The following is an 11881-nucleotide window of genomic DNA, read 5'->3' as shown; positions in this document are numbered from 1 at the left end:
CGCGCTTTCGGGTAAACCCGCCAAGCTCATCATCGGCGCCATGATGCGCAAGCTTTTGCAGGTCGCCTTCGGCGTCCTCAAATCCGAAAAACCCTTCGATCCAGCCCTGCATGGCGCTTGACCCGGATAACAGTATCTACGACTCCGAGCCCTTCATCATCAGGCTACCGCCGCGCGGCGGGACTCCACCGGAGTTCCGGTGAGCCCGGCGACGAACTCGGCCAAGGGCATGTCGATCCGCTCGATGCCCTGCTCCCTGAAGAACCGTGTTTCGTTGCGGGTGAGTTCGCCTTCCAGTACCGCAAAATGCCGCTCGGTGGAACGCTTCATGATCTGCCGCGCATAGCTGCGCTCCAACTGGTTGCGGAAGCGGCAGCCCAGGAACAGGAAATGGCGGCCAGTTCGGATTTCCTTCACCCGCTCCGGAATGGGGGTCTGGATATCGATTTCCGTGAGCACTTCCACGTAGTCGGAATCCGAAATGATGAAGTTGGACGCGGGCGCGATCGAACCCAAGGGCTTGTACAACAAGGTTGTCCATCCTGCCGCTTCCTCCGCCTCCGCCTTGGTGCCGTCGGCGCGGAAATAGTGAACCCAATCAGTGAAATGCTCCGCCCGGCTCACGCCTTGCACTTGCCCGAAATCACTGCGCGCAGCCAGGGCGGCCGCCATGGTGGCGTCGTACCAGGCATCGACGATCAGCGGCAGGGGATTCGGGACATTGGCCAGGAAATTATGGAGGATGGTGGGTTGCGGCTGGCCCTGGAAAGCTTCCTGCAGAAGTCCCACCAGGGTCTTCCGATGCTTGAAGTTTTCGATGTACTGGCTGGCCGCGGTGAGATTCTTGCGGATCTTGTGAGGCACGGTGACCTTGGCCGTAATCAGCTCCACCAAGGTCTCCGGCGAACTCGGCACCGTTGCATCCGGTGCCAAATCCAGAACCCCGGGGCCGAGATAGGGAATGATCCGTCCCGCCGCAAAATCCTCCGCCAAATGGCCCGGAAACACCGCGCTCATGACGTGCTCTCCGCGGCGCACGCGGCCTTCAAGGCATCCACTTCGGTACGAGGAAGGCGAAACAGCCCGCGTCCGCCGGACAAGGCCTGATAGCTGTTTTGGGTATGCTGGCTCAGATATTTGAACCAGTCATGCGCCTTTACCCCTTGCGGGCGTTCGCCGATTTCCGACACCGTCCCGTCCGGGTTGAAGCGGAGATGGATCATGCATTCGGTTCGTTGCGCGGCATTGGCATCCGCCGCAGGTGCCGACGAATCGGCGTTAACTTCTGTGGTCGCCATAATATTTCCTCCGATCAATGACTGATTAATTCCACCGTGACGTTATGCGTGCCCAATACCGCCTGGCAGGCCAGCCGTGAGGACACGTTCGCGCCGTCTAGTCGAGCGAGCCGTTCGAGCTCTTCCCGCCGGATTTTGGATAGGCTCCGGCAGCCCTCCCGCACCAGCACATGACAGGAGCCGCAGCGCGCGCGGCCCCCGCATTGGTGCACGATTCCCTCGCCTGCCGCGAGCACGACTTCGAGCAGATTGACGCCGCTCGCCACCTGCACCGTTTTGCCCGAGGGCAGAACGGTCACCGAGGCTTTCGCATTCCGTCTCTTCCCGGCGCGCAAAAAGCCCGACATCGGCTCAGAGGTTATTAAAAGATCGTCGCGAGCGACCCGAGTCCGTTTCGAGAAGCGCAGGCGTACAAGGGGGTACGTTGAGCATCGCAGGAATGGACTCGGGGCGCGCAGCAGGTTTTTTCATAGCCGTTCACAAGTAAATCGCCGAGCCGGCCCCGATATTGATCGAGGCATCCTTGGCGGTCTTGACGATGAAGCCCACCTGGTCCTCCGTGATATGGTTGTGGAAAGGCAGCGCGACGGCACGGTCCGCCAGCTTCTCGGTGACGAAGAAATCGCCCTTGCGATAGCCCAGATTCCCATAAAAACGCTGCAGGTGCAGCGGACGGCAATAGGGCACGGTCTCGATCTGCTCGGTGGCCAAATCCTGGATGATGGCGTCGCGGCTCGAACGGGAAAAGCGGGTACCGAGATGGACCAGGTAGAGGAACCAATGGGCCTCATCCACATCCGGAGCCAGATACGGGGGCTTGATGCCTTCGAAGGATTGCATGTGGGCGTCGTAATAGGCTTCGATCAGTTTGCGGCGTTCCAGGATTCCCTCCAGCCGCTGCAACTGCACCAGTCCCAGAGCGGCGCTGAGTTCGCTGAGTTCCGCCCGGTAGGGCGGCACATCGCCCAATACCACCGAATGCCGCTCTTCGAGCCGGCGCGCACGAAAGCTACGCAGCCGCCCGGCCAAGTCGCCGTCGTCGGTCACCACGATGCCTCCCTCGCCGCAGGTGAGGGGCGACGGCTGAGAGAGGTCGAACACCGCGCAATCCCCGAAGCTGCCCACCAAACGGCCTTGATAACGGGAGCCGATGGCTTCGCTGGAATCTTCGATAAGCAGCAGGGAGTGCTTCTCGGCCAACTCGCGAAAGGCCGGCCACATTGCCGGATGGCCGTTGGTGTTGCCGGCCACGATGGCACGGGTTTTCGGCGTGATTCCCGCCGCGGCCTTCTCGGGGACCAGGGTTCCCGACCAGTACTCGATGTCCGCGAAGATCGGCGTCGCCCCGGCCAGGGCGATGCCATGAACGGTTTCGCGGAAGCCGAACGCCGAGGCGATGACCTCGTCTCCGGGACCTATGCCATAGGACTTGAGCGCCAGCATCAGGCCCATGGTGGCACTGCTCACCGCCACGGCGTGCTTGCGCCCGATGTATTCGGCAAACGCCGCTTCGAAGGCTTCGACCATGGGGCCCGCACTCAAGCGTGGCGACTTCAGGACGTTTTCCACAGCCTCGAGTTCAGCCAGGCTGATATCGGGGTCCGAGAGCAGGATAGTAGGCAGGGTACTCATGATCGGCAGCTACCTTTTTTGAGCGACGATCAGGCCGGTTGCTCCGGCCGGATCGCCGGTAAGGCGTACGCAGTGTTCCGAGGTGTCTATCAGGTAGACGCAAAACTCGGCGGTTTCGAAAGCCGGAACCTCGGGGCCCATATCGCTGGCATCGCACCGGGTCAGCGATAGCCCCGGAAAGCTCTTGCGGACGCCCGCGCAGCGATCGGTGGCGGGTGCATCGCTTTCCAGCAGCGTCCGGATTTCCTCGAGCGCTTCAGTGGTGAGCGCCACGGTCAGTCCCCGCTCACCCGGCGGGCATCGACCGTGATCGGCAGCGAGGTATCGGCGGCCATGGACGGCAGCGACAATTCCCAGCCATTCGCCAGCGTGACCAGTCCGCCCCACAGTTCCGGTTTTTCCTGGGAGACGATGGGCTCCTCCAGGTCTTTTTTCGGAACGTAGACGGACAGTTCGCCGGTGGAATTTCTTCGGATCATGACCTTCATGCGGTACTCCAGCTGGGTTTAAAAACTATGAATTTAAAGTTTCGTAGGGTGGGTTAGGTGCCCGTTCGATGGTCTGGCCGTTAGAGATGAACCTTTCCGCGCACCGACAAATCCGCATGGAGCGGATTTGGACGGGCGAAGCCCGGCGCGAAGCGCTCGCCCCACGGAAGGGGTGAGCAAACCCACCGAGCAGCGGCGGTCGGAATCTTCGACGCCGATCGGTGGGTTACGACGCGCATCAAGCCCGGAGCAGACGGTTGTCACGAGAGTCATGCGCGTCTAACCCACCCTGTTAGTTGTCAGGTCCCTGGACACAATTAGCGGCCAGTGGTTTGCCGGGAAGTCTCTCACGTGGCAAGAGATAGCACTCCCCCGATTCATGCGACCTCGGCTACCAGTGTTTGCACGATTCCCGGCAGAACCGCCATGACTCGATCGATCTCGGCCGCCGTGGTGTAGCGGCTCAAGGAGAAACGGATCGTTCCGAGCGCCGCTTCGGGAGTCAGCCCCATGGCGGTCAGCACGTGCGAAGGTTCGGTCCCCGCAGAGGTGCAGGCCGCGCCCGCCGAGGCGCAGATTCCGGCCCGGTCGAGCTTGTTGAGAATCGGTTCGGCATCGAGCTTCCCGAGGCACAGGCTGGTGGTGTTTCCGACCCGTTCGGTGCCGGCGCCGTTGACGACGGCCCCGGGAATCCGCGCGAGAAGTTCGTTTTCCAGGCGGTCGCGCAGGCCCGAAATCCGAAGTTCCATGCTTTCCAAAGCTTGCCCGGCCAGCTCGGCCGCCACCCCGAGGGCGGCGATCCCCGGCACGTTCTCGGTGCTGCCGCGGCGGCCTCTTTCCTGGTGCCCGAACAAGAGCGGCGGCGGTTTCCGCCCCTTGCGCACGAACAGTGTGCCCACGCCCTTGGGCGCATGGAGCTTGTGGCCCGAAAAGGAGAGGAAATCCACCGGAATCTTGCGGAGGTCGATGGGCGTTTTGCCTACCGCCTGAACCGCGTCGGTATGGAACAGAACGCCCTTGGCCGCGGCGATTTTGGCGGCTTCCGCGATGGGGAACAGGACGCCGGTTTCGTTATTGACCCACATCAGGGAGATCAGGGCCGTGTCCGGCGTGACGGCTTGCTCCAGCGCTCCGAGATCGAGCCGCCCCTGGCCGTCCACCGGCAGGTAGGTCACACGCACGCCCTGGGTTTCAAGATGGCCCAGCAAGGCCAGGGTGGAAGGATGCTCCACCTGGCTGGTGACGATGTGCCGCCGCTCCGGCGAGAGGGCGAGTCCTCCCAGGATGGCCTGATGGTTGGCCTCGGTGCCGCCGCTGGTGAATACGATCTCGGGAGGCGTGGCGCCGAGCAGCGCCGCCACTTTAGCGCGGCCGTCGAGGGTCTGCATCTTGGCCGATTCGCCCACGTGATGCTTGCTCGACGGATTGCCGTAATGCTCTCGCAGACAGCGCGCCATGGCATCCACGCACTCCGGCGCCACCGCCGTGGTGGCATTGTTGTCCAAATAAATCGAAGCGTTGCTCATTGCCAGAACAGCCTATCCGGGTCTTCGTTCAAGAGTTCGAGAATTTGAGGCAAGGCGTGATATTCCCCATGCTTGATCCACTGGCCTGCGCCGTGATCCTTGCGGTACAGGCTCCAGCAGCGCAAGTGATTCTGGAATTCCAGACGGGCGATATCGATCATCCCGCCACCGGGATCGATATTCCGCGAGCAACAAGGACTCACGACCTCATAGCCGTTCGCGGTGGGATGCACTTCCGGGGTGACATAGCGATAGCGCTTGCGGTTATTGAGCCCGCGCGCGATGCGCTTGCGATCCACTTCGTTGGGATGTGGACACACGGCCGCCGGATCGGATTGCGCAAGATTGCCGTTCATAGCGTCAAAGCCTCCGCACAAGAATTCTTGCCACCACTGTCCGCTCGTTCCCAAGCTCCGGCTTGGGAATGCGGGCTTCAGAAGCTCCCGCTTCGCGAGACGCGGGAAGCCGGAGCTTCCGAGAAATTCGGTTCCCAGCCTGGAGGTCGGGAACCAGCCCAAGGTCTTCCGTTCAGCCTGGTCGCGCCGGAAACACTTCGCCTTTCGACCGGGCTCAGGACAGGCTTTCGGCCTACCTGCTGCCGTTTACAGAACGCCGGCGACCGGGGCCGAACCCTGCTCGGAGCGGAGTTCCTCTTCGAAGCAGCCCACCACGCAGCCATTCGCAAATTCGACCAGGTACACGGGAATATTGGCTTCCTCGTGGAAGCCGACCTGCACGATCTCGCCCTCGCTGCCCGCAGCGACCAGCAAAGCCTCCGGTTCGCGGTCCGGGTAGGTGCCGTCGTTATACAGATCCGTCTCGGTGCAGACTTTTTGTCCCCATTGATAAATCGGGGTGCGTGGTTCGATCATGCGAGTTGTTCTCCCTCCGGCGCTATGGCCGATTTGGGCGGCGGGGGATTATCCAGGGACTCGATTTCCCGGCCCTTCATGCCCACCGCGTAACCACGTTCCGGAAAATCCACGGCGTAAATGTAAAACTGCTGAAGAAAGGTGTTGATGCTCTTGATGTAACCCACCTCGCCTTTCTTGACCAGGACCTCGCCGATGTCCCTACCGTTGAAGGTGCCGTCGTTGCGGACCACCTTTTTCGACTTCACCTTTTCGCCGAAATTGAAGCGCGGCGGATCGGTCAGTTCATTGGTATCGCTGTCGCGACTGATGTCACCCATTTCAAGCTCCTCAATCGGTTGTTAACAGGCTTCCGGTAATACGCCGACATTGTGCCGTCCATCGAGGCGTTGCCCGACCAGCTCCCGCACCGCGGCATCGGGGTCGTCGCGCATCGGATCGAGTTCGGCGGGGTCCAGCCGACTGGCAACCTCATAACGCACCCGCCAGTCAGGGTCCTCCCTATAACGCTCCAGTTGGCCCTCATCCATGCGCCGTACCGCTTCCAGCCGCACGCCCAGGTCCTGATCTCTTGCCATCGTGTGCAGCCATTCGCTGCCCACCCGCCGTGCCACCACCTTGCGAACTTCCGGATCGGCGTCGTGCAGCATCCGGACGAGCAGGCCGGGCGAGAGACGACGCGCCACGATTTGCCTGACGTAGTAATCGGAATCGCCGATCATCGCGACGAGGTCCCCGAGTTCCAGACGCTCGGCAACCCGGATACGCACCTCGCGATGGGGGTCACGGCTCAGCGCCTTCAAATGCCTGGAACGTACGGGCAGACGCTGGGCGACGCTTTGCCTTACGGTTTCGTCCGAGTCCGCGATCAGGCGCGGCAACTGAAACACCTCGACGTATTTCGCCGCCGCGGCCCGGGTCTCGAAATAGGCATGGCCGAGATATTCCTTCGCAAGCTGCGGATTCCAGCGGAAAAACCGGTCGATGCGACGGGCGTAACGGTCGTGCGCGCAGGCATGGCCCAAGCGGCAGCGGCCATGATCCCGTTCCGCAAGGCGCTCGCACCCGGCGCAGTCCAACAGCCTGCCCTCCCAGTCGCGAGCTTCCTCGATGTCAGTCTTCGTCTCCATGGATCTGCCTCTCCAGGACGTTCAGCAGCACCTTGCCCCCGAGTTTGTCGCCGGGGTCGAGTTCCAACAGCTTCTCGATGGCGGCACGCCCTTCGTCGAGCTGCCCCAATCGCAGATGCAAATAACCGTAACCTTTAAGGGTGAACAAAAAAAACCGGGGCAATATCGCGTCGAAACTGCCGAAATTCGCGTCGGTTGCTTTCGCTGCACGCCAGTCCTCCGGCAAGCCGTTGTCGAGAGCGGCTTTCCTCAGGCAGTCGCGGGCGACGTCCAAGGCTTCCTGCAGCCGGTTCTTGTAGAAATAGAACCGGTACAAGCCGATATAGACCGCGGCATGACCGGGCGCCGCCTGCCAGGCGGCTTGCAGATGCGCAAGGGCCTCTTCGTCTCGATGGTAGCTGAGCCCGGCGAGTTGTAGATGCCGCTCGGCCTCTTCGGGCAGCCCCAAGCCCAAACAGGCGGCCGCGGCGGCGTCTCCGTCAACCCCGAGATCCGAGGCGTCCGGCATGAACGGCGGTTCCTCGGCAGACTGTCCTTGCGCAAGACTGTTGTGCATGTTGGCGCGACCGCGGGTCAATGGCTGTTCTTGACCTGAATCGCGGCCACGGACACCGTGGCCGTGCCCGGTCCAGCCGGCGCGCTGCTGCTGCAGGTGCCGCAACCCGCCGAATTCGGATTGTGGAACACAAAGCCGCTGGACATTGGCGTCTCGGAAAAATCGATGGTGACGCCTTGCAGAAGCAAACGGCTCTCCACCGGCAGGAACAGCTTGAGGCCGTTATGTACGACCACGGCGTCGCCGGGCTTGGGCTCGGCTTCCACGCTGAATTCCGAAGCCAGGCCGGAGCAGCCGCCAGGGCTCACGGACAGGCGGAAACCGGCGTCTTCGCCGGCGCCACCGAAACGCACCATGCGCCGGATGAATTTTTCCGCACTCGGGGTAATAGTCAGATCCATGGATTCCACCTAGGCTGCTTGGTAACGGGGATAGCTGTCGTCGATGACGCAGGTATGGTCGATGGGACAGACGGCCACGCACTGCGCTTCGTCGTGATGTCCGATGCACTCGGTGCACTTGGCGGGGTCGATGATGAACAGACCGTCCTTCGTCTCGGAAATCGCCTTGTTCGGGCACTCGGGTTCGCACGCGGAACAACCGGTGCAGTTGTCTTTCACGATCTTGTAGGCCATGTTTTTTACTCCTCAGAGGTTGGGCCGCCTCCCGGGATGCGCCGTTCCGGGAGGCGGATGGATACCCTAAACGATGGGTCTTTAAGCCGCTTCCGCCGACATCAAGGCACCCTGGCGGATATGCGCATCGCCACGCTCCACGTGCTCGATTTCGCCGCTATTCACCTTGTCCAAATAGTCTTTGAAGTAGGCGATCGCGGACTGCTCGATGAATTCGCCGGCGAATTGGTCCACGGGATCGATACCGGCCGCTTTCAGGTCGTTTTTGGGACAGCCGCCGATCTTGGCCACGAATACCGCATGGCAGTCGTTGATGGCGCGGATGATGGTCGCGAGAGAGTCTTCCTCGCCATAGCCGCCCTGGCAGTAGAGGTCCACGCGGCGGTGGCCGACGAATTTGGCGCCCGCGGTCGAGAGCTCGTAGACCTGGAACTCCTTGGCATGCCCGAAATGCTCGTTGACCTTGCCGCCGCCCTTGGTGGCCACGGCGATGAGCATCTTGATATCGGAATGCTCGCCCGCCAGGGATTCCATCTCGGCTTTCTTGGCGGCGACGACCGCATCGCGCTCCTTCTCCACCGCTGCCTGATAGGCCTTGCGGGATTCGAGGTCATAGTTGACCTCCATTTCCATGATCTTGTCGGTGGTGAACTCGGCGCTGCGGTCCTCGCCCAGGAGCCCCACGGCGTCGGCCCGGCACTGGCGGCAGTGGCGCATCATGTTCATCTCGCCCTCGCAGTTGTCCTGCAACGCCTTGAGCTCCTGGGCGGTGGGGCCGCGCTGGCCGGTCAGGCCAAATACGGTGCCGTGCTCCGGTGCCGAAATTAGCGGCATGATGTTGTGCAGGAAGGCGCCGCGGGACTTGACGGCTTTGTTGACCTCAATCAGATGCTGGTCGTTGATTCCGGGAATCATGACCGAATTGATCTTGGACAGGATGCCGCGTTCGGTCAGCATTTCCAGGCCCTGCAGCTGCCGATCGGTGAGGATCTTCGCGGCCTCGACGCCGGTGTAGCGCTTTTTGTTGTAGTAGACCCAAGGATAAATCTTGGCGCCCACTTCCGGGTCGATCATGTTGATGGTGATCGTCACATGGTCGATGTTGTACTGCGAGAGACGCTCCACGTGATCGGGCAGCGTGAGACCGTTGGTCGACACGCACAACTTGATATCCGGCGCCGTTTTGGCGATCAGCTCGAAAGTCTTGAAAGTCTTTTCCGGATTGGCCAGGGGATCGCCGGGACCTGCAATGCCGAGCACGGTCATTTGCGGGATGGTGGAGGCCACCGCCAGCACTTTTTTCGCCGCCATTTCGGGGGTGAGCTTTTCGCTCACGACGCCGGGACGGCTCTCGTTGGCGCAATCGTATTTGCGGTTGCAATAATTGCACTGAATGTTGCAGGCCGGAGCTACCGCCACGTGCATGCGCGCGTAATGATGGTGCGCTTCCTCGCTGTAACAGGGATGATTCTTGACCTTTTCCCAAATCTCGGGGGGCAGGTCGTTTTCGCCCGCACCGGAACCGCAACTGGCTTTCCCGGATCCTCCGGAGGTCCCACAGCCTTTATGCTCGGCGACCTTTTGCATGATTTCGTCCACGTTCTCCGCGGCGTGTGCGTTAACGCCCTCTGCACCTGATTGATTCTGCACTGTATGCATGGTTTGCTCCTGATCTGTCTATTCGTCGCCGTTTCGTTCCATTACGCGCATAGTGGCCTTCATCACTTCGCGGCTTACTCGTCGGAAACGAAACATTCGTAGAACCCAACACCGATTTTCACCTTGCAATCCGCATACCATGCAAAACCTGCTTAATAATCATGGCGATATGAACAACCAAGCATTAACAAAAGTGTCCGGAGGAATACAAAGAAGCCAATATCCATGGAAATTTGTTTAAAAGCGGACAAAAAAAAAGGGCGGTATAAAACCGCCCGAATCGCGCCGTTCCCTTACGACAACGTTTACATCATGGACTGCTGGTAGTTCTGGAGCCCGATCTTGCCGATCAGGTCCAGTTGGGTTTCCAGCCAGTCGACGTGTCCTTCCTCGCTTTCGAGGATGTCTTCGAAGAGTTCCCGGGTCACGTAGTCATTGACCTGCTCGCAATAGACGATGGCTTCGCGTAACAGGGGTATGGCTTCCATTTCCAAGGCCAGATCGCATTCCAGCATTTCCTGGGTATGCTCGCCGATCTTGAGCTTGCCCAGGTCTTGCAGGTTCGGCAGGCCTTCGAGGAACAGGATGCGTTCGATCACTTTGTCGGCATGCTGCATCTCGTCGATGGATTCGTGGTACTCCTTTTCGTTGAGTTTGTGCAGGCCCCAGTTCTTGAACATCCGCGCGTGCAGAAAATACTGGTTGATCGCGGTGAGTTCGTTGGTCAGGACTTTGTTGAGATATTCGATGACTTTGCTATCGCCTTTCACAGGGGACGTTCTCCGTCTGAATGTTGTTATAAGAAACGAGATACTAGCGATTTCAGCTCTGATGTATGGGCTGAGCCGCGTGGAAAGGGAAGCCGCCGTTGGCGGCGTCTTGTTTTAGAGCGGGTCTCGCCCCGCGGGCGAGATACTTTGCGCGGCCAAAGAAAAGTATCCAAAAGAAAGGCCGCCCGAATGGCACGCTGATCCTGCGCGTCGCCGCCTTGAACCAGGGGCGACAAAAACCCGCTCTACAGCACGATGCGTCCCTCTTCTCTTAATCGTCATCGTCATCGCTCCCGGTGCGGCGGCGCTTGACGGTTTTCGGATCGGCCGTGATGGGACGGTAGATTTCGATACGGTCGCCGTCCTTGACGGGGCTGTCCAATTTCACGAGTTTGCCGAAGATACCGACCTTGTGTTTGGCGAGATCGATTTCCGGGAAGCGCTTCAAGATGCCGGACTGGCGGATCGCTTCTTCCACCAAGCTGTTTTCCGGCACTTCCAGCCGCATCCACACCTGTCGATCCGCTTCCGCGTAACAGACGCCGATGTGCATATCTATTCACCTTAGGTACTTTCGGCCAACGGGTGCTCAATGGCCGACGCTTGCGCCGCCCTTTGATCCAGGCGTTTATCCAGTATTCTCTTTCCGGCCAGAATAAAACCCAGCATCAGGAAGCCGCCCGGCGGCAGCGCCATCAGCAAAAAGCCGTGGTATTCCGGAATGACCGTGGTTTCGAGCCAGGTGAAACCTTGTCCCAACAGCAGGGAAGCGTTGGCGAATAAGGTTCCGGAACCGGTAATCTCTCGGGCCGCGCCAAGGACCACCAGAGCCAGGGTAAACCCCAGGCCCATCACAAGCCCGTCGAACAGAGCGTAAAGGGGCGGCTTCCGCGACGCATACGCTTCCGCACGGCCCAGGATGGCGCAATTGGTGACGATTAGCGGAATAAACAGGCCCAGCACCTTGTGCAACTCGTGTAGCCAGGCGTTCATTACCATGTCCACCAAAGTGACGATCATGGCGATCAGCGCGACGAAGACGGGAATCCGGATTTCCGGCGGTATGAGTAACCGTGCATAAGAAATCAACAAGTTGCAGGCCATCAACACGGCGGTGGTGGCAAGCCCCATGCCGAGCCCGTTGGTGGTCGTGCCGGTGACCGCCAACAAGGGACACAGGGCGATGCTTTGGCTGAAAACGATGTTGTTGCTCCACAAGCCTTCTTTGGCGATTCTGCTCAAGGATTCGGACATGACAGCTTTCCTCCGCTATGCGGGTTTCTGGTTTGTGGTGTAGCGCCCGCGATAGCGGGTG

General features: G+C 60.4%; 18 protein-coding genes and 1 pseudogene. 1 reads left to right on the top strand and 18 read right to left on the bottom strand.

Going from position 1 to position 11881, the window contains the following annotated elements:
- Nucleotides 1-121: pseudogene (locus VEB01_RS19410) on the top strand (IS110 family transposase); the annotation flags it as partial.
- Nucleotides 122-159: 38 nt separating this feature from the next.
- On the opposite strand, the gene VEB01_RS19405 reads toward VEB01_RS19410, so the two are convergent.
- The 18 genes from VEB01_RS19405 to VEB01_RS19320 form a co-directional block, all read right to left on the bottom strand.
- On the bottom strand, nt 160-1017 hold the full coding sequence (locus tag VEB01_RS19405; protein WP_324878352.1) for an SIR2 family NAD-dependent protein deacylase: 858 nt from the start codon (nt 1015-1017) through the stop codon (nt 160-162).
- Nucleotides 1014-1298, bottom strand: coding sequence for a hypothetical protein (locus tag VEB01_RS19400; protein WP_324878351.1), 285 nt, complete (start codon nt 1296-1298; stop codon nt 1014-1016). Before VEB01_RS19400 ends, VEB01_RS19405 begins: the two co-directional genes overlap by 4 nt.
- A gap of 14 nt (nt 1299-1312) precedes the next feature.
- Nucleotides 1313-1597 carry a 2Fe-2S iron-sulfur cluster-binding protein gene (locus tag VEB01_RS19395; protein ID WP_324878349.1) on the bottom strand — a complete coding sequence of 95 codons (285 nt, stop codon included), beginning with the start codon at nt 1595-1597 and terminating at the stop codon, nt 1313-1315.
- Between the two features lie 178 nt (nt 1598-1775).
- Nucleotides 1776-2930 carry a DegT/DnrJ/EryC1/StrS family aminotransferase gene (locus tag VEB01_RS19390; protein ID WP_324878347.1) on the bottom strand — a complete coding sequence of 385 codons (1155 nt, stop codon included), beginning with the start codon at nt 2928-2930 and terminating at the stop codon, nt 1776-1778.
- A 9-nt stretch (nt 2931-2939) separates the two neighbouring features.
- Complete coding sequence (locus VEB01_RS19385; RefSeq protein WP_324878344.1) at nt 2940-3203, bottom strand: hypothetical protein; 264 nt, start codon at nt 3201-3203, stop codon at nt 2940-2942.
- Nucleotides 3204-3205: 2 nt separating this feature from the next.
- Nucleotides 3206-3418 carry a putative nitrogen fixation protein NifT gene (nifT, locus tag VEB01_RS19380; protein ID WP_324878342.1) on the bottom strand — a complete coding sequence of 71 codons (213 nt, stop codon included), beginning with the start codon at nt 3416-3418 and terminating at the stop codon, nt 3206-3208.
- A gap of 377 nt (nt 3419-3795) precedes the next feature.
- Nucleotides 3796-4944, bottom strand: a complete 1149-nt coding sequence (locus VEB01_RS19375) for a cysteine desulfurase family protein (RefSeq protein ID WP_324878340.1) — start codon at nt 4942-4944, stop codon at nt 3796-3798.
- Nucleotides 4941-5300 (bottom strand): DUF3024 domain-containing protein, encoded by a 360-nt coding sequence (locus VEB01_RS19370; protein WP_324878339.1) that lies wholly within the window; start codon nt 5298-5300, stop codon nt 4941-4943. The genes VEB01_RS19375 and VEB01_RS19370 overlap by 4 nt, the downstream gene beginning before the upstream one ends.
- Nucleotides 5301-5546: 246 nt before the next feature.
- A complete protein-coding gene (locus VEB01_RS19365) occupies nt 5547-5816 on the bottom strand; it encodes a nitrogen fixation protein NifZ (protein WP_324878338.1) in 270 nt (89 codons plus the stop codon).
- Nucleotides 5813-6136 (bottom strand): nitrogen fixation protein NifZ, encoded by a 324-nt coding sequence (locus VEB01_RS19360; RefSeq protein WP_324878336.1) that lies wholly within the window; start codon nt 6134-6136, stop codon nt 5813-5815. Before VEB01_RS19360 ends, VEB01_RS19365 begins: the two co-directional genes overlap by 4 nt.
- Nucleotides 6137-6157: 21 nt before the next feature.
- Nucleotides 6158-6946 carry a 4Fe4S-binding leucine-rich repeat protein gene (locus tag VEB01_RS19355; protein WP_324878334.1) on the bottom strand — a complete coding sequence of 263 codons (789 nt, stop codon included), beginning with the start codon at nt 6944-6946 and terminating at the stop codon, nt 6158-6160.
- A complete protein-coding gene (locus tag VEB01_RS19350) occupies nt 6930-7523 on the bottom strand; it encodes a tetratricopeptide repeat protein (RefSeq protein ID WP_324878332.1) in 594 nt (197 codons plus the stop codon). The genes VEB01_RS19355 and VEB01_RS19350 overlap by 17 nt, the downstream gene beginning before the upstream one ends.
- Nucleotides 7520-7903, bottom strand: coding sequence for a HesB/IscA family protein (locus VEB01_RS19345; protein ID WP_324878330.1), 384 nt, complete (start codon nt 7901-7903; stop codon nt 7520-7522). The genes VEB01_RS19350 and VEB01_RS19345 overlap by 4 nt, the downstream gene beginning before the upstream one ends.
- A 9-nt stretch (nt 7904-7912) precedes the next feature.
- Entirely contained in the window at nt 7913-8137 is a 225-nt protein-coding gene (locus VEB01_RS19340) for a 4Fe-4S binding protein (RefSeq protein ID WP_324878328.1), read from the bottom strand.
- Nucleotides 8138-8218: 81 nt separating this feature from the next.
- Nucleotides 8219-9796, bottom strand: coding sequence for a nitrogenase cofactor biosynthesis protein NifB (gene nifB, locus VEB01_RS19335; protein ID WP_324878326.1), 1578 nt, complete (start codon nt 9794-9796; stop codon nt 8219-8221).
- A 305-nt stretch (nt 9797-10101) separates the two neighbouring features.
- Nucleotides 10102-10566 (bottom strand): bacterioferritin, encoded by a 465-nt coding sequence (bfr, locus tag VEB01_RS19330; RefSeq protein ID WP_324878324.1) that lies wholly within the window; start codon nt 10564-10566, stop codon nt 10102-10104.
- 271 nt (nt 10567-10837) lie between these two features.
- Nucleotides 10838-11119, bottom strand: a complete 282-nt coding sequence (locus VEB01_RS19325) for an RnfH family protein (RefSeq protein WP_324878322.1) — start codon at nt 11117-11119, stop codon at nt 10838-10840.
- An 11-nt stretch (nt 11120-11130) separates the two neighbouring features.
- Nucleotides 11131-11820 (bottom strand): electron transport complex subunit E, encoded by a 690-nt coding sequence (locus tag VEB01_RS19320; RefSeq protein ID WP_324878320.1) that lies wholly within the window; start codon nt 11818-11820, stop codon nt 11131-11133.
- Between the last annotated feature and the right edge of the window lie 61 nt (nt 11821-11881).

Origin of the sequence: Methylocaldum sp., from assembly GCF_035627495.1 — a bacterium.
In the GTDB taxonomy this organism is placed as follows: Bacteria; Pseudomonadota; Gammaproteobacteria; order Methylococcales; family Methylococcaceae; genus Methylocaldum.
The sequence above is the reverse complement of the archived record's forward strand: the minus strand, read 5'-3'. Positions and strand labels throughout refer to the sequence as shown.